This is a genomic window from Sulfurimonas sp. CVO (genome assembly GCF_009883775.1).
Lineage (GTDB): Bacteria > Campylobacterota > Campylobacteria > Campylobacterales > Sulfurimonadaceae > Sulfurimonas > Sulfurimonas xiamenensis.
The window spans coordinates 155,159-177,971 of sequence record NZ_CP033720.1 but is presented as its reverse complement, the minus strand read 5'-3'; the positions used below and the strand labels follow the sequence as shown (position 1 = coordinate 177,971).

At 36.4% G+C, this 22,813-nt stretch carries 20 protein-coding genes; 7 read left to right on the top strand and 13 right to left on the bottom strand.

Features of this window, described 5'->3' with window-relative positions:
* The 5 genes from CVO_RS00900 to ppk2 form a co-directional block, all read right to left on the bottom strand.
* The gene (locus CVO_RS00900; protein ID WP_152300311.1) at positions 1-1,092 is read right to left on the bottom strand and encodes a prohibitin family protein; all 1,092 of its coding nucleotides are present in this window, start codon (positions 1,090-1,092) and stop codon (positions 1-3) included.
* 148 nt (positions 1,093-1,240) lie between these two features.
* The gene (locus CVO_RS00895) at positions 1,241-2,158 is read right to left on the bottom strand and encodes a branched-chain amino acid transaminase (protein WP_159569469.1); all 918 of its coding nucleotides are present in this window, start codon (positions 2,156-2,158) and stop codon (positions 1,241-1,243) included.
* Positions 2,159-2,401: 243 nt separating this feature from the next.
* Positions 2,402-3,583 (bottom strand): hypothetical protein, encoded by a 1,182-nt coding sequence (locus tag CVO_RS00890; protein ID WP_159569467.1) that lies wholly within the window; start codon positions 3,581-3,583, stop codon positions 2,402-2,404.
* A 173-nt stretch (positions 3,584-3,756) separates the two neighbouring features.
* Positions 3,757-4,761 carry a phosphate ABC transporter substrate-binding protein PstS gene (pstS, locus tag CVO_RS00885; RefSeq protein WP_159569465.1) on the bottom strand — a complete coding sequence of 335 codons (1,005 nt, stop codon included), beginning with the start codon at positions 4,759-4,761 and terminating at the stop codon, positions 3,757-3,759.
* 72 nt (positions 4,762-4,833) lie between these two features.
* Positions 4,834-5,706: a polyphosphate kinase 2 gene (gene ppk2 / locus CVO_RS00880; protein WP_152300042.1), complete on the bottom strand. Its 873-nt coding sequence runs from the start codon at positions 5,704-5,706 to the stop codon at positions 4,834-4,836.
* A 106-nt stretch (positions 5,707-5,812) separates the two neighbouring features.
* Here ppk2 and pstC point away from each other — a divergent pair, with 106 nt between their 5' ends.
* From pstC to CVO_RS00845, 7 genes are all read left to right on the top strand, one after another.
* Positions 5,813-6,673, top strand: coding sequence for a phosphate ABC transporter permease subunit PstC (gene pstC / locus CVO_RS00875; RefSeq protein WP_159569463.1), 861 nt, complete (start codon positions 5,813-5,815; stop codon positions 6,671-6,673).
* On the top strand, positions 6,670-7,512 hold the full coding sequence (gene pstA, locus CVO_RS00870) for a phosphate ABC transporter permease PstA (RefSeq protein ID WP_152300044.1): 843 nt from the start codon (positions 6,670-6,672) through the stop codon (positions 7,510-7,512). Before pstC ends, pstA begins: the two co-directional genes overlap by 4 nt.
* Entirely contained in the window at positions 7,512-8,297 is a 786-nt protein-coding gene (pstB, locus tag CVO_RS00865) for a phosphate ABC transporter ATP-binding protein PstB (RefSeq protein ID WP_159569461.1), read from the top strand. Before pstA ends, pstB begins: the two co-directional genes overlap by 1 nt.
* Before the next feature lie 16 nt (positions 8,298-8,313).
* Positions 8,314-8,985: a phosphate signaling complex PhoU family protein gene (locus CVO_RS00860; RefSeq protein ID WP_152300046.1), complete on the top strand. Its 672-nt coding sequence runs from the start codon at positions 8,314-8,316 to the stop codon at positions 8,983-8,985.
* 108 nt (positions 8,986-9,093) lie between these two features.
* Positions 9,094-10,524, top strand: a complete 1,431-nt coding sequence (glnA, locus tag CVO_RS00855) for a type I glutamate--ammonia ligase (protein WP_159569459.1) — start codon at positions 9,094-9,096, stop codon at positions 10,522-10,524.
* A 142-nt stretch (positions 10,525-10,666) separates the two neighbouring features.
* The gene (leuA, locus tag CVO_RS00850) at positions 10,667-12,325 is read left to right on the top strand and encodes a 2-isopropylmalate synthase (RefSeq protein ID WP_159569457.1); all 1,659 of its coding nucleotides are present in this window, start codon (positions 10,667-10,669) and stop codon (positions 12,323-12,325) included.
* A gap of 119 nt (positions 12,326-12,444) precedes the next feature.
* Positions 12,445-13,422, top strand: coding sequence for a calcium/sodium antiporter (locus CVO_RS00845; protein WP_152300049.1), 978 nt, complete (start codon positions 12,445-12,447; stop codon positions 13,420-13,422).
* A 90-nt stretch (positions 13,423-13,512) separates the two neighbouring features.
* Here the strand turns inward: CVO_RS00845 and CVO_RS00840 are convergent, their stop codons facing one another.
* The 8 genes from CVO_RS00840 to CVO_RS00805 all read right to left on the bottom strand — a co-directional run bounded on the left by CVO_RS00840 (position 13,513) and on the right by CVO_RS00805 (position 22,746).
* A complete protein-coding gene (locus CVO_RS00840; protein WP_152300050.1) occupies positions 13,513-15,477 on the bottom strand; it encodes a penicillin-binding protein 1A in 1,965 nt (654 codons plus the stop codon).
* On the bottom strand, positions 15,474-16,163 hold the full coding sequence (locus CVO_RS00835) for an ATP-binding cassette domain-containing protein (RefSeq protein WP_159569455.1): 690 nt from the start codon (positions 16,161-16,163) through the stop codon (positions 15,474-15,476). Before CVO_RS00835 ends, CVO_RS00840 begins: the two co-directional genes overlap by 4 nt.
* Positions 16,163-17,254, bottom strand: a complete 1,092-nt coding sequence (locus CVO_RS00830) for an aminotransferase class I/II-fold pyridoxal phosphate-dependent enzyme (protein ID WP_159569453.1) — start codon at positions 17,252-17,254, stop codon at positions 16,163-16,165. The genes CVO_RS00835 and CVO_RS00830 overlap by 1 nt, the downstream gene beginning before the upstream one ends.
* Positions 17,255-17,256: 2 nt before the next feature.
* Positions 17,257-17,805: a septum formation inhibitor Maf gene (maf, locus tag CVO_RS00825; RefSeq protein WP_152300053.1), complete on the bottom strand. Its 549-nt coding sequence runs from the start codon at positions 17,803-17,805 to the stop codon at positions 17,257-17,259.
* Positions 17,805-18,287 carry a hypothetical protein gene (locus tag CVO_RS00820; RefSeq protein WP_152300054.1) on the bottom strand — a complete coding sequence of 161 codons (483 nt, stop codon included), beginning with the start codon at positions 18,285-18,287 and terminating at the stop codon, positions 17,805-17,807. Before CVO_RS00820 ends, maf begins: the two co-directional genes overlap by 1 nt.
* The gene (gene alaS / locus CVO_RS00815; protein ID WP_159569451.1) at positions 18,287-20,836 is read right to left on the bottom strand and encodes an alanine--tRNA ligase; all 2,550 of its coding nucleotides are present in this window, start codon (positions 20,834-20,836) and stop codon (positions 18,287-18,289) included. The genes CVO_RS00820 and alaS overlap by 1 nt, the downstream gene beginning before the upstream one ends.
* A gap of 66 nt (positions 20,837-20,902) precedes the next feature.
* Entirely contained in the window at positions 20,903-21,337 is a 435-nt protein-coding gene (locus tag CVO_RS00810) for a 2-thiouracil desulfurase family protein (protein ID WP_152300056.1), read from the bottom strand.
* Positions 21,331-22,746: an aldehyde dehydrogenase family protein gene (locus CVO_RS00805; protein WP_159569449.1), complete on the bottom strand. Its 1,416-nt coding sequence runs from the start codon at positions 22,744-22,746 to the stop codon at positions 21,331-21,333. The genes CVO_RS00810 and CVO_RS00805 overlap by 7 nt, the downstream gene beginning before the upstream one ends.
* Positions 22,747-22,813: the final 67 nt, after the last annotated feature.

Genomic DNA, 22,813 nt, shown 5'->3' with positions numbered 1-22,813 from the left:
TTAGTTAGTCAATGATGCTTTTTTTTGTGGATCTTTCATATCAACCCAGATATTTGGAGTTGACCCGCCAGGTGTTAAGAATATTTTTGCATCTTTGTTTTCTCTAAGTGCTTCATTAAACTTACCTTGTATTTGAATCTGCTCAAGTTTTAAAAGATCCGGAGTCAATGATTTAGAGATGAGATAGTTTGCTTTTGCTTTTGCTTCAGCTTCGATTGTAACCGCATCAGCTAGACCTTGCGCTTCAATCCTTGCTTTTTCAGCAATACCTCTTGACTCTGCAGCCCTTCTAAGTGCCTCTTGCTCAGCTCTTTGAACTTCTTGCTCAGCTTTTTGAACCTGCTGTTTTGCAATTTGGACATTCTCTATCTGCTCTTTTACTTTTGGAGGCAAAATAATTGCACGAAGCTGTATAGACTGAAGATCAGCCGGTGTGTTCTCCAGCTTCTCTATTTTTTCTCTGATCTGCGTATCAATCTCTGTAGCGATAGAATTTCTCATTTGAGGAAGCATCTCCGCATCATACTTACCGACAACATTTCTTACAATATCTCTTGCAACAGGGTGAATAATTTTATCCTCCCATGCAAAACCCCAGTTTGAAATTGTTTGAGCTGCGAATTGTGAGTCAAGTCTGTACTGAACAGTAAGCTCAATAGAAACCGGTAATCCGCGTTTGTCAAGAACTGTAATAGCAGGTCTTACATTTACACCAAGAGCGTCACTCGCGCCTGATTCAATGCTTGAAGCATAATTAACAATACGAACTTTTGTATCAACTTTATAAACTTTTTGAATAACCGGAATAATAAAGTGAAGTCCCGGAAGAAGCGCTTGATCTGAATATTTACCGTTAGTGCTTAAAATTCCTCTTTGACCCTCTTCAATAATTGTAAAAGGTTTTGCTAATACTAACATTACCACAACAGCAATCAAAAAATAAGCTATACCAGCTTTTCCACCACCAAAGTTAAAATCTAATTTTGGCATTTGTGGACCGCCACCACCGCCGCTTGTGCCAGAAGATTTTTTATCAAATCCTCCGCCTTCGCTCTTTTTTTTGTTAAAATAATCATTCATATCTGATGCCATTGTTATATTGTCCTTCATTTTTTATTCCTTTTATCTGATGTTACACACTTAAACGAACGCGTCCGTTTGAGTGGCAGGGACAAATGTCCCTACAACCCCCTAAAGCTACGAAAAACTTTGTTTTTCGAGAACTACAGGGTTATGCTATTTATATGTATGTTAGGTAATGTTCATACTTTTTATTGCGTCCAAATACTATATCAAAATATGCACTCTGCAATTTTTCAGTCATATCACCGCGAGCGCCACATCCTATCTCTCTTGCATCAACTATGCGTACGGGAGTTATTTCCGCAGCAGTTCCCGTTAAAAATGCTTCATCAGCTGTATAAACATCCTCTCTTGAAAGACGGCGACGCTCAACTTTTATACCCATATCAACAGCTATTTCAATAACCGTTTTTTGTGTAATTGACTCAAGTGAGTTGTCATTTGGAGGCGTTATTAACACACCATTTTTTACCATAAAAAAACTCGCACCGCTTGCTTCTGCCACATAACCTTGATCATCAAGCAAAAGTGCTTCTTCATAGCCGCAGTCTATCGCTTCATACTTTGCCATCTGAGAGTTTAAATAATTTGCAACTGCTTTTGCTTTACCCATATTTGAAGTGTTCGCAGGTCTTGTCATAGAAACAATTTTAAGTTTTATACCTTTTTGCATTCCCTCTTCACCGAGATAAGCACCCCATTCCCATGCAGCTAAAACAGTCTCAACCGGAGCATTTTTGTGGTAAACTCCCATAACACCGTATCCTAAAAATGCAAATGGACGAATATAAACATTATCGCCGGTAAATTCATTTTTTCGAATTAACTCTATTTGAGCTTTATTTAACTCCTCAATAGAGTAAGGAATATCTATAAGAACCATCTTTGCAGACTCTTTTAATCTTGCTGTATGATCTTTTAGACGAAAAATCGCATATCCTTTGTCGGTTTTATATGTTTTTGTTCCCTCTATTACGCCATTTCCATAATGCAGAGTGTGTGATAAAACATGAACTTTCGCATCATCCCATGCAACAAACTTACCATTCATCCAAATATATTTGGCAGCATTCATTTAATTCTCCAGTAGTTACTATATAAAAATTTTGTTATTTTATCTAAAATGATGTTTATATTGTATTAATCATTACGTGTTTAAAAAATATTGGAAGCGTAAAATTTCACAAAAAAAATTAGTGATAAAAATAGTACAAAGCCACAAAAGGCTTTATACTCAGGAGAGAAAAAAAAGGGGATAATATAACACTTTATTATTGCGGGCAAAGTCCGCAATAAATTTTATAATTTGATAAAAGGCCTACCAGTGAACTTCAGCAGTCAGCATTGCAGAAGTATAATCACTGCTGTTACCGTTATCTCTGTTATATGTTTGACCTGATAGCAACCATTTAAAGTTTTTGTTTTGCTGCCATGCAACACCGTAAATAGCATTTTCTTCAGTATAAGATACTACTCCTGTTGTTGAGTTTTCATTTTCCCATTCATCATAACGAGCAAATGCAGAGAACTGTTTTTTCTCACCAAAACGGAAAGTTCCGTTTACAGAGTACCCTTGACCGTTCCAGTCAGTAGTATTAACTTGGTCATTCTCTGATGTAACATATTGAGCAGAAATTAAGAATGAAGGTGTATTATAAACTGTATGAAAACCATAAAAGTTATAATCTTCTACATTACCTAAAGCATCAGCGTTTGCAGAGTTATCCATATTGTACTGGCCAAAGAAAGATAAATCAAAATAGTCATCTTTAAGAGGTTTTCTTTTCTTCTCGCCATTACCAAGAAGTGCAGCAGTTAATCTCCACTCAGCAGAAACACCGTCACCAATCTCTTCATCATCATTACCATCGTTTTCACCATGATAACCTTCACCGTTAAAAACACCTAGTTCAGATGTAAAGTATGGAGTTTTTGTTTTAAAGTTAACACCTAAGTCCGCAGAGTTAGTAAGATGTCCAGCCTCACTTGTCTCTACAAAAACTTTAGAAACAGAGCGCATCCACCATCCTTGGTGCTCTTCATAATCGATCCATGGACGGTGAGCCATACCAAACTCCATACCCGTGTATGGTAAAACATTGTTTAAATAAAGATACGCATACTTAACGTAAACATCTGCATGCCCGCCATCGTCAGCAGTTTTGTTTGAGTACGTAGCATCCAAAGTAACACGAAGATAACTTTTAGGATCATCTAAAACATAAGCTTTTACTTGAACATAATTTCTTCTAACTTCAAAGTTATTTGTAGAGTCTCCCTCTTTCATATCTTTATTTACAAAACCTAAATAGTGAGTACCGCTAAACTCTAGTTTTGATGTTTTTGAAAACACTGAACTCTCTTTGTTCTCTAAAGCTTTACGGCCTTCACCTGAAGTTGTAAAAACTTGCCCTTGATCATCTACATAAAACTGTGTAGCGCTTAAGCTTGTCGCACCTACTGCCAAAGCAGCTATAGCCGATAAAACGATTTTTTTCATTTTTAAATCCCTTGTTTTGTTGTGGTAAAATTATAGAACTATTAGGTTACATATTGATTACAATTATTAAGTACGAGTGTAATATTTTAAAATGTAAAAAGCCCTTGCATCAATTAAGAAACAAAGGCTTTTTCAGGAGATTTTTTAGAAGAAAGGTAAATGAAAACAGATGACTATTTTATATTGGCTGCCCAATACTCTCTAATCATATTTTTAGTCTCTTGTGGAAGAGGAATATAACCTAATCTTTTAGCACTTTCGTCGCCATTTTTAAAAGCATAATCATAAAATTCGATTACTTTTTTATTTGTTTGAGGCTTCTCTTTTGGAAGAAGAATAAATGTCGCCGCTACTATAGGATAAGAAGTATCACCAGGCTGCAGAGCAAGCATTGCATAAAAGTTATCCTCTTTTGTCCAGCTTGCATATTTTGCAGCAGCTTTGAAGTTCTCTTCATTTGCCACAACCCACTTACCGCTTGCAGTCTTAAGAACCGCTGCGCTTAAGTTGTTCTTCTCTTTATATGCATTTTCAATATAACCTATAGAGTAAGGTGTCTGTTTTACTAAACTAGCAACACCCTCGTTCCCTTTTCCGCCGATACCAACAGCCCAGTCAACTGCTTTACCTGTTCCAAAATTCTCTTTCCAGTTCTTAGAACTTTTTGTCAGGTAGTATGTAAAGTTATAAGTAGTTCCTGAACCGTCTGAACGGTGAACAACTATGATTTTTTGATTTGGAAGATTAAGACTTTTGTTATCAGCCGCAATTGCCGCATCATTCCATTTCGTGATCTTTCCTGCAAAAATATCTGCAACTACCTCGTTGCTAAGTTTTAGAGTTGCATCTGCAATTCCCTCTACATTAAACGCAACTACGATTGAACCGATAACTGCCGGAAACTGTAAAAGCTTATCTTTTGCAAGTTTTTTAGAATCAAGAGGTTTATCAGACGCTCCAAAATCAACTACTCTTTTTGAGATCTGCTTGATTCCTCCGCCTGAACCGATAGATTGGTAGTTTACAAGATTTTTTGTATCTTTTTTGTAGTTAAATGCCCAATCATAATAGACTGGAGCGGGAAACGACGCGCCGGCACCGTTTATTTTGTCAGCCGCGAACGAAGAACTAATTGACGCTGCAGTTACTAAAGCAGCTAGAGCTAATTTCTTTAACATTTGTTTTCCTTTTTGAATGTTTGCGAAATTATAATTGCTCCTTATTACAAGATGATTACAAAAAATACAATATTACTCACCCTCCGATGCAAATTTAAATTGACTCTCCATAGCAATCGTCTCGTCTCTTCCAAATATCACCACATCTTTATCTACTACAATCTCGCTCTCATCTATTTTATCCGGATACTCTACAAAATTTAAAATATGTTTTATTGTATTGATCCTCGCCTTTTTTTTATTGTCGCTTTTTACTATCGTCCACGGAGCTACATCCGTATGTGTTGCACTAAGCATCATATATTTCGCAAGAGCATAAGCATCCCAAAGCTCTTGAGCCTTGGCATCTACTTCAGAAAACTTATACTGCTTTAGAGGATCCTGCTCTCTTTTGGCAAATCTTTTTGCCTGCTCCTCTTTTGTAACCGAGAAGTAAAATTTAAAAATCTTTATATCCTCATCTGCTATCATTTTCTCAAATTGCGGCGCATCTTTTAAAAACTTATGATGCTCTCTCTCGCTGCAAAATCCCATAACAGGCTCGACCATCGCTCTGTTATACCAGCTTCTATCAAAAAAGACTATCTCTCCGGCACTTGGCAAATGAGCCACATACCTTTGAAAATACCATTGGGTTCTCTCCTGATCACTAGGTTTACCAAGTGCAACAACCCTTGCTCCCCTTGGATTAAGATGCTCGATTATTCTTTTTATGGTTCCACCTTTTCCGGCTGCGTCACGCCCCTCAAAAATCATAATGACTTTAAACCCTTTTTCTTTTACATAGTTTTGAAATTTTAAAAGTTCAACTTGTAATTTTTTCAGCTCCTCTTGATAAATCAAAGTCTCCTCTTTAACCCATATTTTTACTTTTGCGTCTTTATTTCTTCGTCTGTCTCTATCAGCTTTTCTTCTGTCTATATCTATTTCTCTTCTTTCTTTCATAAAAATCCTTTACATTATTATATTAAAAACTTACATTTTTAGTAACCTTTTTGTAATCAAAACAACATAAAATTCAATACCTAATTAAATTAAAAGGAAAGAATACTTGAGCAATATAATAGATAAAGTTTTTGCTAATGCAACAAAATTTATAGCTATTGGCATACTATTGCTTGTTGCTTGGATATTTGCCGTACTTTTTGAACACTCGCTAGAGTCTATTAAAGCTTTTGGATTTAACTTTATCAGTGAAGACAAATGGGCACCAAATTTAGAAAAATTTGGAGCACTCCCCGCAATTTACGGTTCTGTTGTTTCAACTTTTTTAGCAATGATCTTAGCAGTTCCAGTTGCTATCGGTGTTGCAATCTTTTTAAGCGAAATCGCCCATGCAAAAATAAAAACACCGGTAGGTGTCTCGATAGAGCTTCTAGCCGCTATTCCATCAGTAATATACGGTATGTGGGGGCTTTTTTACTTTGTTCCTATTATCCGTGATATATTTGGCGGTATCGGCATCAGCATGCTAACAGCAGGTATAGTTCTATCCATAATGATACTTCCATTTATGGCAGCTGTAACACGAGATGCAATGAATACAACTCCAGATATCTTAAAAGAATCAGCTTATGCGCTTGGAGGAACAAAGTGGGATGTTGTAAAAGACATCATTATTCCTTATGCAAAAGCTGGAATTATCGGTTCTTTTATCTTAGCACTCGGTCGTGCAATCGGTGAAACCATGGCTGTTACTTTTGTTATGGGGAATGTTCATAATATATCAACAGACTTAACACAGCCCGCAACATCAATCCCTGTAACACTTGCAAATGAGTTTGCAGAAGCAGACAGCGGACTTTACTATTCATCTCTATTTGAACTCTCACTTTTATTGCTTGTTATAAGTTTTACAATTATATCAATTGCTAAATTTTACTTTTTACGCAGAAGAAGGATTGGACAATGACACATACGCAAAAAAGAGTTATAGCAAATAAGATAGTCATGTTTCTATCTACCGTCTCTGCCACTATCGGAATAAGTTTTTTGTTTTGGATACTTGGTGTTTTAGTTATCAACGGCATAGAAGCACTAAATATGACTATTTTTCTTAACGAAGGAGCTCCTCCAGGAAATGATAGCGGCGGTCTAAAGCATGCACTTATTGGTCAACTTCTTATTGTATTTTATGCATCAATTTTTGGCGTTCCTCTTGGAATATTAGCCGGAACATATTTAAGCGAATATGGTCTAAAATCTAAACTGGCAGAAACCATACGCGATATTTCAGACATTATGATGTCGGCTCCAAGTATTGTAATAGGTGCTTTTGTTTACGCAATCGTTGTTGCTCCAACAGGACAATTTAGCGGCTGGGCAGGTTCTATTGCACTTATGATTATAATGCTGCCTATAATCTTAAGAACAACTGATGATATGCTGCATTTAGTTCCATCAACTCTGCGGGAAGCAGCTTTTGCTCTAGGTGCGCCAAAATACAAAGTTATTATTCAAGTTGTTTACCGCGGTGCCAAAGCAGGTGTTTTAACCGGCGTATTGTTAGGAGTTGCGCGTGTTGCTGGAGAGACTGCACCGCTTCTTTTTACTTCGTTCAACGACAACTTTTTAAACACCGATATGAGCCAACCAATGGCTTCTCTTACAGTTACAATGTACAACTATGCGACAAGCCCATATGAAGATTGGCAGCGTCTTGGCTGGGCAGCCGCATTTATATTAAGTATGTTTATTTTGACGCTTAATATACTTGGACGACTATTTTTATTAAAAAAGAAAGGTAGATAATGGCTACTATTGTTGATATAATAGAAGAAAAAGCTTTAGAAGTAAATAATTTTGAATTTACATATGCAGGTGCAGATGAGCCAAATATAAAAAAATTGAGTATGCCTATCGCAAAACAGAGCATAACTGCACTTATAGGACCATCAGGATGCGGCAAAACAACACTGCTTAGAAGTTTTAACCGTATGCATGATCTCTATCCGGGCAATAAATACGACGGGGAAATACTTTTTGAAGAGAGAAATATTTTAGCTCCAAAAGAGGATCTTATACAACTTAGAAGCCAAATAGGAATGATTTTTCAAAAACCTACGGCATTTCCTATGAGCGTATTTGACAATGTTGCTTACGGACTTAAACTTCAAGGCTTAAAAAACAAAATGGAACTTCAAGACAGAGTTGAAAAAGCACTTCAAGATGCTGCAATCTGGCAAGAGGTAAAAGATAGGTTAAAGCATGATGCAAATGGCCTTTCAGGCGGTCAGCAGCAGAGACTCTGCATCGCAAGAGCAATTGCAGTTGAGCCGGAAGTGCTTCTTTTTGATGAACCGACTTCCGCACTTGATCCGATTTCTACCGCGGGAATTGAGGAACTAGTTGTTCAGCTTAAAGAAAAAGTTTCCATTATTATAGTTACCCACAACATGCAGCAAGCCGCCCGTGTAAGTGACTATACTGGATTTATGTATTTGGGTGAACTTGTAGAGCTCGGTCATACAGAGGAGTTATTTGTAACACCAAAAGAGAGACTAACCGAAGAGTATATAACTGGTAAATTCGGTTGATAAAAAAAGGAATAACATGTTAACAAAGTATGATAAAAAAATAGACAATATAAGAAAAAAGATATCTCATCTCTTAGAAAATATTGCAATGGCTGATGAACTCTCCTTAGAAGCATTTAAACAATCAGATGCAACTAAATTTAAAGAGGTAGAAACAAAACTTGAAAAAATTGCTTTACAAGGTGATGCCATTGATAATGAGATTATAAAAACTTTTGCACTTTTTGGTCCGGAAGCAAAAGAGCTTAGATTTTTAGTGGCATATCTAAAGATGACTAACGAAATAGTCCGTACTGGGGAAGGAGTAAAAAAATATGCTCGCAGAATGAATGAACATACGAGTAATGGATGTAATATTGAACAATTTAAACCAAGCATCTTGCTTCTTCACAAAAGCAGCGTCAATGCTCTTAAATATATTTTAGAGTGTTTTAATCAGTATGAAAATTGCAACTATGAAGACACTTATAGAAAAGTGCTTGTTGAAGAGAGCATGAATGATGATCTTTTTGCAGTTCTGGAAAAAGAGATACTTAATAAAATAATCGATGAAAAAGAACTCTCCATTGATTATGTGAAAATTCTTGGAAGTTTGAGAAAATTAGAGAGATCTTGTGACAGAAGTGTAAATATTGCAAATCTAATGATGTATGCAGAACAAGGTGGAGAGATTAAACTTTTTAATTAATTTATTTAAAATTATCAAAACTGATTAAATTTTAAGCAATTGACTCTTTTTTTTTCATAAATTAATAGGGTATACTATTATTAATAAAATTTGATGGAGATATATATTATGGGAAAATTTGTTAATAATATAGATGAGTTTTTTGCTTTTTGTGAAGAAAATGATGTTCAATTTGTAGATTTAAGATTTACAGATATTAAAGGTACATGGCATCATGTCAGTTACCGTATGAGTGCGATAAATAGTGAGCTATTAGAAAGCGGTCTCCCTTTTGACGGCTCATCAATTGACGCATGGCAGCCGATTAATAGATCTGATATGATTTTAAAACCAGATGTTCCTACAGCATTTTTAGATCCTTTTACTGCAGATCCTACTATTATTGTTTTTTGTGATGTGTATGACATATATAAAGAGCGTATGTATGAGAGATGTCCTCGTTCAATTGCAAAAGCTACACTCAAACATGCTGAATCTCTAGGAATAGCTGATGCTGCATATTTTGGACCTGAAAATGAGTTCTTTGTATTTGACAATGTTCAATTTGTAGACAATCCTAATGAAGCTGGATATAAAATTGATACTGAAGAGGGAGAGTGGAACTCAAATACAAACTATGCAGATATGTACAATACAGGTCATAGACCAGGAAATAAAGGTGGGTATTTCCCAGTAGCACCTACTGACAGCATGGTTGATTTAAGAGCTGAAATGATGATGGTTTTAGAGCAAGTTGGTTTAGAAGTTATTTTGGGTCATCACGAAGTGGCACAAGGTCAGGGTGAAATCGGTATCGTATTTTCAGATATGATTACTGCTGCAGATAATGTTCAAAAGCTAAAATATGTGATTAAAATGGTAGCTCACCTAAACGGGAAAACTGCTACATTTATGCCAAAACCTATTTTTGGCGACAACGGAAACGGTATGCATGTACATCAATCTCTTTGGAAAGAGGGCAAAAATCTTTTCTATGAAAAAGGAAACTATGCAAATATAAGCGAAATGGGTCTTCACTATATTGGTGGTATATTTAAACATGCTCGTTCTATTGCTGCATTTACAAACCCTACAACAAACTCATACAAAAGACTTATCCCTGGGTTTGAAGCACCTTCGATTTTGACTTACTCTTCTCAAAACCGTTCAGCGTCTTGTCGTATACCTTACGGTGCAGGTGAAAAGTCAACTCGTGTTGAGATGAGATTCCCTGACTCTACAGCTTGTCCATACTTGGCATTTTCGGCATTAATGATGGCAGGTCTTGATGGTATTAAAAACAAAGATATTCCAATTGGTCCTATGGATATAGATCTATTTGAATTAACCCTAGATGAAATTCGCGAAAAAGGTATCCCTCAAATGCCGCACACACTTCGTGGATCACTGGAATCTCTTATCCGTGACAATGATTTCTTAAAGCCGGTATTTACACAGGAATTTGTAAATGCATATAAAAATTACAGATTTGAGCGTGATGTTTGGCCGGATGAAGGTCGCCCTACTGCTTACGAATTTAAAACAACATTCCAGTGTTAAACATATTTTAAATCTTAATTCCCGCTTTTTTGCGGGACAACTTCACTTTTTAAAACAATCAACTAATCACTAATTTGCTATAATTTCAAAATAATAACAGTATGTAAGAGTGCGTTATTAAATTCAAGTTTAAAGGTTTATTATGAAAAATATTCCAGCGGGGAAATATCGTCCCTATCCAAAAATAGATTTGCCAAATAGAAAATGGCCAAACAATACAATAACAAAAGCTCCGAAATGGTGCAGTGTTGATTTACGCGATGGTAATCAAGCACTTATAAATCCAATGAACATGGATAAAAAACTTGAACTTTTTTCACTCTTACTCAAAATCGGATTTAAAGAGATAGAAGTTGGCTTTCCATCCGCATCAAAAATTGAATTTGATTTTTTGAGACGCTTAGTTGATGATAAACTTATTCCTGATGATGTAACGATACAAGTTTTGGTTCAGGCAAGAGAACATCTTATCGCTAAAACTTTTGAAGCATTAAAAGGTGTAAAAAAAGCAACTATTCATCTTTACAACTCAACATCAACAGCACAACGCAAAATGGTTTTTAAAAAATCAAAAGAGGAGATAATCGCTCTTGCACTTGAAGGTGTTGATTTGGTTAAAAAGTATGAGAAAAAACATGATGGAGAGATATTTTTAGAGTACTCGCCTGAGAGTTTTACCGGAACCGAGCTTGAGTTTGCAGCAAAGATATCAAATGCGGTAACTGCAAGATGGGGCATAAGCGATAAACGAAAAGTCATTATCAACTTGCCGGCAACCGTAGAGATGTCAACCCCAAATGTGTATGCCGATCAAGTTGAATGGATGAGCGAGCATTTAGACAACAGAGAAAATGTCATTATCTCAACTCATACACACAACGACAGAGGAACAAGCGTAGCTGCTACAGAGTTGGCACTTTTAGCAGGAGCTGACAGAGTAGAAGGAACACTTTTAAGCAACGGTGAGAGAACTGGAAATGTCGATATCATAACACTTGCACTTAATATGACAACACAGGGTGTTGAATCAAATCTTGATTTTAGCAATGTAAATGAAGTCATAGATGTAGTTGAAAGATGCACGGAAATAAAAACCCATGTTCGTCATCCATATGTTGGAGAGTTGGTCTATACTGCATTTTCAGGTTCACATCAAGATGCAATTAATAAGGGCTTGGCGCATAGAAAAGCTAGTAAAGAAGTTTTTTGGGAAGTTCCGTATCTGCCGATAGATCCTGAAGATGTGGGAAGAAGCTATGAGAGTATTATTCGTATTAATTCTCAATCGGGAAAAGGCGGAGTAGCCTATATATTAGAGAAAAACTTTGGATACCAGCTTCCAAAAGCGATGCATCCTGAAATTGGAAAACTTGTTCAAAATGTTAGCGATAAAAAAGGTCAGGAACTAAGCAGTGAAGAGATTCTTAAAATTTTTGAAGATAACTATTTTCATGTAAAAGAGCATATCTCTTTAACCGATTTTACCGTTTCATCCGTAAAAGGCATTTCTAAATGCACTTTAACCTATATCTACAACGGCAAAGAGATTACAGTTGAAGGTGAAGGAAATGGCCCTGTAGATGCATGTAAAGATGCTTTAATGAAAAACTATAAAAATGATTTTATTATAAACTCATACTACGAGCACTCTTATGGGAATCAAAGTTCTGCAAAGGCCATAGCATATATTGAAATACAAACCAAAGATACTCTCTCATGTTTTGGCGTAGGAGCAGATAATGATATAGCGACGGCATCTGTTAAAGCTCTCTTTTGTGCTTTAAATAGAACCTTTCATTAAGTTTGTTTGCCAAAAGAATTTAATTCTTTTGGCGCTAAAACGATAAATTTTACTTTTTATCATATCTAAACTCTTTAGCATCTTTATTTAGATAAAATTCCAAAAAAATTAGGAAATATATGATTCTTTTTTCTTTAGCGATTATTATCGGTTTTGTACTTTTAGTTTGGAGTGCGGATAGATTTGTAGAAGGCGCAGCATCAACTGCCAAACATCTTGGAATGCCGACACTTTTAATCGGTATTTTGATAGTCGGTTTTGGAACAAGTGCACCTGAAATGGTTGTCTCTGCAATAGCGGCAATGGAGGGCAATCCTGCTCTTGCACTTGGAAACGCTCTAGGCTCCAATATAGTAAATATTGCACTTATTTTAGGAATAACAGCTATTGTAACGCCCATAGCAGTTCATTCAAAAATAGTAAAAAAAGAGCTGCCGCTTTTGATCTTAATTGTTTTGGTAACAGGATATCTGCTTTTTGACGATGCACTCACACTAACAGAAGGCATAATTCTCTTAAGTGCTTTTTTTGCTCTTATCGGATGGTCTATTTTTGCTGCAATTAAAGGCAGAGGGGATACTTTAGAAGATGAATTTGAGAATGAACTGCAAGAGCATAGCATGAGTTTAAAGCAGGGAATTATCTGGCTTACAATCGGCATTGTTTTATTGATTATAAGTTCTAGAATTCTTGTTTGGGGTGCGGTAGGTATTGCTCATGAGTTCGGAGTAAGCGATTTAATAATCGGTTTGACGATTGTAGCTCTTGGAACTTCTCTACCTGAACTTGCTGCTTCGGTTGTCGCTGCAAAAAAAGGTGAACATGATATAGCGATAGGAAATGTTGTAGGTTCAAATATGTTTAACTTACTGGCTGTTATCGGCATAGCAACTGTTATAAATCCTATGAATAATATTGCACCTGAAGTGTTACAAAGAGACTGGATAGTTATGCTAGCTCTTACTATAACTCTTTTGATTATGGCTTATGGTTTTAAAGGAAAAGATGGAAAAATAAATAGAGTTGAAGGGGCTATACTTCTACTTTGTTATGTAGCCTACAATGCCTATCTTGGCACAAGTTTAAGCAGTTTTTAGAGACAACTATTTCAAAAACTGCTTTAATATTCACTTTTTGTAAAATACAATTTCACTAATATCAAATCAATAAATCTTTAAGCGCAAAAATCAAAATAGAAGCATCTCATCAGCATTTACATCGCTCTCTGCACGAGGCGGCTTTGATATATCACTAAAATACTCTTTTCTTCCATTTATATCTACCTCAATAATTCCCTCTGGGGGCTCAAACTTTCTTTGAATCTGCGGGTAAAGTTTTAACACATTTTCATAGTACATCGAAAAAGCCGGTCCGGCTATCATACCGCCTGTTTCTCTTTTATGCATCGGCGTATTATCATCATTTCCAAACCACACAACGGTCTCTATAGTGGGCGAATAACCTGCGAACCAGCCGTCTATATTGTTGTTTGTTGTTCCTGTTTTTCCTGCAAGTTCTATACCTTTAACATCTGCTCGTCTTCCTGTACCTCTTCTTACAACATCTTGAAGTATTGTTGTCATTATATAAGCCTGAGTCTCCTCTGTAATAAAACGGGCCTTTTCTCTTTTTTCATAAATTGTAGTTGCACCTTTATTTATATACCGTATCAAATGCGGTTCAACTTGAATACCAGAGTTTGCAAATGATGTATAGTACTTTGCCAACTGTAGAGGTGAAAGCGTTATACTCCCGAGTGCAATAGACATATTACGAGGAAGATTTGAAATACCAAACTTTTTAAACTCTCTAAGCAGCTGTGACAAACCTATATCATTTACAAGATTTACTGTAGCAAGATTTCTTGAGTGAACAAGCGCCTCTCTAAGTGTTAAAAGACCTTTATAGTTTTTTTCATAATTTTTTGGCTGCCACTTTAACTCTTCCCCATCTTTTTCATATGTGTATGTTCTGGCGATATCAATTAGTTCCGTTGCCCCAGAATAACCCAAATCTATAGCAACTTGATATATAAACGGCTTAAAAGCAGAGCCCGGCTGACGGCGGCCCTGTGTAGCTCTATTATAGGAGCTTTTTTTATAATCAACACTGCCGACTAGCGCTAAAATATCCCCAGTTTTTGAATCCAAAGAGACAAGCGCACCGTTTAAAAGAGTAGTATTGCTTTGTGAATTATCATAAGCTTTATAACCCTCAATTCTCTCCAATGACATCTCATAAGCTTTTTTCAGAGAATCCTTTGCAGCTTCTTGAAGTCTCATATCTATGGTTGTATATATCTCATAACCGCCTGTTTTTATATCATCTATGCCTAACTCCGGAGCTCTTCTTAGCACCTCGTCTACTATAAATGGAGCACTGTTTTGTGTTAATGTATCATCATAAACTTCCGGTTTCTCTAACAACGCATTGCTATATGTATCTTTATCTATCCAACCAAGATCATACATTCTCGCTATTACACGATTTGCCCTGCCCATAGATATTTCATAATTTTTGGTTGGGGCATAAGTGCTTGGAGCTTTTGGCAAACCTACTAGCATTGCTATCTCTTTTAAAGTAAGATCACCTAATTTTTTGTGAAAATATCCATCAGCTGCTGTTTTAATGCCGTAATATCCATGACCGAAATAGATCTCATTTAAATATCTTTCAAGTATCTGCTCTTTTGTTAAAACTCTCTCTAACTTAAGTGAATAGATAAGCTCTTTTACTTTTCTTGATAATTTTTTCTCTCTTGTCAAAAGTTTATTTTTTACCAATTGCTGTGTAATAGTGCTTGCCCCTTCAACCAGCTTACCTGCTTTTATATCTTTTATAATTGCTCTAAAAATAGCATCTATATTTATACCGGGATGTTCAAAAAAGGTGGTGTCTTCTATCGCTAAGAGTGCCTCTATTGCTCTAGGCGGAATCTCATCGAAATATGCATAGTATCTGTGCTCTTTTTCAAAAATATTTGCGATTTTTTCATCATTTTTATCATAAAATCTTGTTGTAACAGGCGGATTGTAATTAACCAGCGATGATATGTCATAATCTTTTCCGACTAAGAAATATGCAAGCACTGCAAATGGAGTTAAAAAACCAATCAAAAAAAGTGTAAAAAATATATTTTTAATTATTCTCATATTCTAAATTCCCTATTTGCAAAATTTGCATCCATTAAAATTTTTGTATATTCAGCAACCGGATTTTGCAATATATCTTCCATTTTTCCACTCTCTACAACTCTGCCCTCTTTTATAATACATATATCTTCACACACTATTTTAGCAGAATTCATATCATGTGTTACAAAAAGCATTTTAAAACCAAACTCATTTTGAAGAGCTTTTAAAAGGTTTAAAATAACAGTTCTTGTTTTAGGATCGAGTGCAGTTGTCGGTTCATCAAGTAAAATAAGTTCCGGCTCACTGCTTAGTGCCATGGCAATGACAACTCTTTGAAGCTGCCCTCCTGAAAGCTCCGGAGGAAACCTCTCTAATAGTTCAATATCCAATCCAACTTGAGCAAAAAGTTTTTTAATTTTTGGCATAGGAATAAAAAACTGTCTCTTTATTTTTGTAAGAGGAGAGAGTGCTGTAAATGGGTTTTGTGGCACAAAAGTCAAAGTCTCTCCGGCAATGAGCTTAAAGCTGTTTTCATACTCCAACTCCACCTCCATACTCTCAGGAAGCATTCCAAGCAGTGCTTTGATCGTCAAACTTTTACCACTTCCGCTCTGACCTACAAGAGCCAGTGAAGAGGTAATATTAAACGATATATCTACTAATTTTTTTTTATTAATTGTTATTTGCAATTTTGAGATATTCATTATTTAATTTTAGCTAAATTTATACATAGCTCTCTTAACTCTTCGCAACTATGACCCAATCTAGCTATAAGCCGTACAATTGCAGATTCTACAGTCGGTTGTCTAATGCCTCCGACCGCATATCCAAGATTTTTAAGTTTATCACGGATTTCTATAACTTTTTTATTATCATTTATAACTATAGGAACAATCAAACTATCGGTTTTAATACCCAGCTCCTTATAAATTATCTGTTTTCTTAAACTTATCTCTTTTTTAAGCGACTCTCTATTTTTCAGTATATACTTCAATGCATTATGCGCTAAAAGTGTATCGTAGAGTGAAAGCGAAGTTGCATAAATAATAGGTTTTGCACGGTTTATCAGATACTCTATAATATGTGAAGATGCCAATATAAAAGCCCCAAAACTTCCATACGCTTTTCCAAGAGTTCCCATTTTTATATAGTTTGGTTTTATGACAACACCATAATAATCAAAAACTCCCATAAGTTTATCTCCCACAACTCCGCTGCTATGAGCCTCATCTACTATCAATAACGCATCATATCTGTCACAGATAGCAAAGACATCCTGATGAACCAAATCACCATCCATAGAGTAGATTCCCTCTACTGCAACAATTTTTCTCTTTGCATCTGATGACTCTAGCAGCTTCTCTAGTTCACTCATATCATTATGAGGAAAAAATATAACATTTATACTCTTTATTTGAGTTGCCAATACTCCCGAAGCGTGATACTTCTCATCCATAAAAAGAGCATCATCTCTTCGAACCAATGACTCAATTAAAGCAATATTTGCATTAAATCCACTTCCTAAAATCACACCCTCTTCAAAACCGTTTGCTTCACATAAAGCCGTTTCAAAATCTTTGTGAATCTGATGATATCCATTGACTAAAAGGGAGGCTTTTGAGCTGTGAAACGGTAGTGCTGAAAGGGCTTTGCATGTAGATTCATGAAGTTCCCTTTTATGCGATAAACCAAGATAATCATTGGATGCAAAATCTAAGATATTTGTATCAACAATCTCTCTTGTTCTATATCTTTTTGATTTTTTTAGTGCCTGCAGCTCTTTATCGTAATACATTGTTATAAAGCAAATCTTTTTAATATTTCAACATTAAGGCCCATAGCTGTGCTCTCATGACCCTTTACACTTTTAATATAGGGCTTGCAAAAACCCTCAACCATACATGCACCCGCTTTTTGACGCCAATCTCCACTTAAAAGATATCTCTCTATATCATCCAAATCAAATCTCTTAAAAAGATACTCTGTTGTTGAAATATCAATGATTTTTTCTCTTTTTGAGAGATAAATCATGCATGTAATAATGCTTGTACTATTTCCACTTTGCGTTAGTAAAATATTTCGCGCATCTTCAATACATTTTGCTTTTCTAAGAATATGACCTTGAGAGGTAACTACGGTATCGGCGACCAAAAGAGGATACTCTTTAAAACCAAACTCTTTTAAATTTGCTTCAAATTTTCCAAGAGTTGCCTGATATACAAAATTTTTAGGAGATGAGGCAATTATGCTCTCTTCATCAAAATCCACGCTCTGCTGAACAAACTCTATTCCCGCTTCTAAAAGCAGTTTCGCACGAGTTGATGAGGATGAAGCAAGCCGTATCATTAGAGACTATTTGAGAGGTATGTTCCTATAAATATAGCTATGATTCCAAGAGCAATATTTATAGGTACCATAAATTTTCCAATAAATTCTATCTGATTTTTTGCACCGACCATATCGCCTTTGTTTAGCAGTTTTTCACCTCTGGCTCTTCTAAAAATCATAACCATTAAATTAAGAAACATTAGAGTCCAAATAGCCTCTTTGGCATGCGAAAGCGGCGCCAAATCACTACCATTTAGACTATACCCTTTTATCATAAAAACCGCGGTTATTAAAAGAGTGATTACAAATGGAAGCACTATATTAAAAAGGCGTTTAAGTGCATATGCAATATGTTCTAATCTTTTTTGCGGGGATTCTATATTTAAAAAAGATTGATGTGCTGCATAACGCATAGCAATCATTCCGCCAACCCAAACAACACCGCTTATTACATGTAAAAAAATTATAAGTGTTCTGTACTCTGCAAATATATCTTGCATTATGATAAAACCTCAGTTATAAATTTCATAGCCTCTTCTTTTGCTTCAGCTATTTTTGAGATATCTTTTCCGCCTGCTTGTGCAAAATCGGGACGACCGCCGCCGCCTCCTCCTAAAATCGGAGCAATTTTTTTAATCCACTCACCCGCCTTGGCGTTTGAACCTTTTACACCTGCAGCTATTAAAACTTTATCCCCTTTTACCTGAAAAAGCATTGCACAAAGTTTTTCATTCTGGTTTTTAAGTTCATCAATCTTCTCTTTGATATCACCGCTTGAGAGCTCATCAACAACAACGCTCACACCGTTGATTTCATTTGCTTTTATCTCAACTTTTATGCTGTGAAGGGCTTCATTAAGCTCCTCTTTTAACTCAGAAATATTTGATTTTAATCTTGCAATACCTGCAATAACATCAAGATTTTTTACCTCAGATTGAATCTCTTTAATCAGAGTTCTTTGCTGAGCAAAATGCTTATACGCTGCATGTCCGCAAACTGCTTCTATGCGTCTTACGCCGGCGCTTACACCACTCTCTTTAGTGATGATAAACGAACCGATAACTGCCGTGTTGTCTACATGTACACCGCCGCAAAATTCAATGCTTGCATCATCAAAACTTACAACTCTTACCTCATCACCGTATTTTTCGCCAAACTGCGCTTTTGCACCTGATTTTTTAGCATCTTCTATATTCATAATTTCTGTTTTTCTAGGCAGTGCGCGCATTATTTGGTTATTTACTCTTGTTTCTATTTCAACCAACTCTGCATGTGTAAGCGCCTTTGGATGTGAAAAATCAAATCGAAGTCTGTCTGCTTCCACCAATGAGCCTGCTTGAGAAATATGATCTCCCAAAACATCAAAAAGCACCGCATGAAGCAGATGTGTAGCAGAGTGATGTTTTGTTATCTCATTTCTTGAAATATCTACATGTGATTCAACAATATCTCCAACTTTGAGCTCTTTTTCTACTGAAATTTTTGAAAGATTCAGCCCAAAAAATTTCTTTGTATCTTCTACTTTTGCAAAACCTTTAAGTTCTCCGATATCTCCGCACTGTCCGCCGCTTTCAGCGTAAAATGGAGTAATATCTAAAAAAACCCACCCTTTTGAGCCTGCAATAAGTTTATCTGCATGATGGTAGTTCTCATCTAAAAGCGCTAAAACCCTGCCTGCGTGGCTTATACTCTCATATCCAACAAAACTGTTTTCGCCAAACTTCTCTAAAAGCTCTTTAAAATCTCCATGAACCACATCATCTCCACTGCCCTTCCAAGCAGCTTTTGCACGACTTCTCTGCTCTTGCATCAACTCTTCGAATGTATCCAAATCAAGTGTTAAGTTTTTCTCTCTCAACATATCTTCAGTTAAATCAAGCGGAAAACCAAATGTATCATAGAGTTTAAACGCAACCTCACCGCTAAAAACATTCCCGGTATTTTTCAACTCTTCATTAAAAAGTTCAATTCCTGAAGCGATTGTTTTAAAAAATCTTGCCTCTTCAAGTTCTGTCTGCTCTTTTACCACAGCCGCTTTTTGAGCTAAGTAATCATACTCTTTCCCCATAATAGAGACAACAGTATCGATAAGTTTATACATAAATGGCTCAGTAAAACCAAGAAGATATCCATGTCTAACGCCACGGCGAAGAATACGGCGAAGTACATAACCGCGCCCCTCGTTTGAGAAATTTACACCCTGCGCAAGAAGAAAAAGCACTGTTCGTATATGATCAGCTATTACGCGATATGATGCTCCTGTTGCGTAAATATACTCTTTGCCTATAAGCTTTTCAATCTCATTGATTATTGGCATAAATAGTGATGATGAGTAGTTGCTGGTAGCCCCTTCGCTAATAGCAACAACACGCTCTAGACCCATTCCCGTATCAATTGAAGGCTTTGGAAGCGGAGTCAACTGACCATCAGCGCTTCTTTCATACTGCATAAAGACAAGATTCCATATCTCTAAAAATCTATCGCCTTCTCCGCCCATATAATCTTCTGATGAGTAAAAATTCTCTGCGCCCTGATCATAAAAGATTTCACTGCATGGTCCGCATGGCCCTGTATCTCCCATCTGCCAGAAGTTATCTTTATCTCCAAGTCTCATAATTCTATCTTTGCTTACATGTTTTTGCCAAAGAAGTTCTGCTTCATCATCGCTCTCATGCACAGTTACCCATAACTTCTCTTTAGGAAATTTCAAGACCTCGGTTATAAACTCCCATGCATACTCAATAGCTTCTTCTTTGAAATAATCTCCGAAACTAAAGTTGCCAAGCATCTCAAAAAAAGTATGATGTCTTGCCGTATACCCTACATTTTCCAAATCATTATGCTTTCCGCCTGCACGGATACATGTTTGGCATGAAACTGCTCTAGGATTTTGCGGAGCCGGTACCTCGCCTGTAAAAATAGACTTAAAAGGCACCATTCCTGCATTATTAAACAGCAGCGAAGCATCATCAGGGACAAGCGGTGAACTCGCTACTCTATCGTGTTTTTTTGATTCAAAAAATCTTAAAAATTCTTCTCTAATATCCATAAACATATCTCTTGGTGTAAAATTTCGCGATTATATCTAAAAATAACATTGTAACTATTTAAATACCTATATTAATAACTCATCTGCTATATTTATACCCTTATACTCTCTTAAAAAAATTTCAGCTGCTATGCCGTTTCCAAATTTTAACACCTCTTTTTTTTCATTTAAAATAGGTGTAGTTCCCAGCCCGCAGCTAGGCGACTTGGATTTAAGCACTATTGCATCGGCTTGCGGATTCTCTTTTATAAAAGAGTTTATCTCATCTCTCAATAATTTTGTTACATCTATATTGCTCTTATCTGTAATAATCCTATTTTCTCCATCAATTTCAACAACATTGATTCTCTCTCTTGGAGTACCAAAAAGAGGTGCTTCCGGACAAAAAGGGATGATCTTAAAATCTTTATACTTCTCTACAACCGCATCTACAGCTTTTGTTTTGCCGTCATAGCGGCAGCACTCTCCAAGCAGACATGCACTAATAATTGCCTTTAACATATCACTACACTTTTTATTTCGCTCATCTCTTCGATAGCAAACCGCGGGCCCTCTCTGCCTATACCGCTGAGTTTCACTCCGCCATAAGGTTGAATATCAAATCTAAGTGTCGGCATATCATTAATAACCACTCCCCCTGCATCAAGCTCATAAATTGCCCGTTGAGTCAATTTTAAATCATTTGTAAAAATCGAAAACTGAAGCCCGTAAGGAGAGTTGTTCATGCGAGGAAGAGCATCATCAAAACTCTCTACCTTTACCAAAGATACAATCGGAGCGAAAACCTCTTCACAAACAATTGCCATATCGTCACGAACATCAGCCATTACACAAGGGTAAAAAAGTCTGCCTTCAACGCGGGGAGGAAGCATAGCAACCGCACCCTCTTTTATGGCGCTCTCTACCCAGCCCATAGCTCTTTGGCACGCATCATCGTCAATAAGCGGACCCATAAAGGTGTCATCATCGTATGGTGAACCTACAATAAGTTTTTTACTCTCCTGCGCCATTTTAGAAGCAAACTCATCATATATTTCAGCATTAACATAGATGCGCTGCAGAGAAATACAAACCTGTCCGGAATTTACAAAGGCTCCTAAAGCGCATCTTGCAGCTGCCAAATCCAAATCAGCGCTTTTGTCTATATAAGTAGCTGCATTCCCGCCAAGTTCCAGTGAGACCTTTTTAATCCCGGCACTTTTTGTAATAATATTACCAACAGGAACACTTCCCGTAAAACTTATAACACGGGGTATATCACTTCTAACCAATGCATCTCCAACTTCAGCATCACCGTAAACAACACTTAGGGCATCTTTTACAGCATATTTGCTCTGGATAAATAATTTTGCAAATTTATACGCGGTGAGCGGTGCTTCGGGAGTTGGCTTAAGCACAACCGTATTACCGGCTGCAAGAGCCGGCGCCAGTTTATGTGCTATCAAATTAAGAGGAAAATTAAAAGGTGTGATTGCCGCAACGACTCCCGCAGGCTCTCTTATAAAAAATGCCGTTGTTTTTTTCCCGCTCGCCATTGCATCGGTATTGATTGTCTCACCGTGCATAGTACGCATTGTCTCAGCCGAAAGAGTTATCGTCTCTATACATCTCTCTACCTCAACTCTGGCAAATGTTATGGGTTTTCCCACCTCATCTGTAATAGTTTTTGCTATATCTTCTTTATTTTGTTTTAACTTTTGTGCAACATCCAAAAGCCAACTGCATCTTTGGGCAATAGTTGTTTTTCGCGTTTGCTTTAAAGCCTCTTTTGCAATCTCTAACGCTCTTTTCACATCATCTCTATCGCAAACAGGAGCTTTTGAAACAATCTCCCAACTATAAGGACTTACTCTTTGAGTTACTTTTTCTTTCTCTACTTCTTGTGAACCAAAATATATTTTTGCTATCATAAAAAAACCTCTCAATTTTATATTTTACTTTTTGTTTTTATGTTATTATAGTGTAAAAACTAATTTT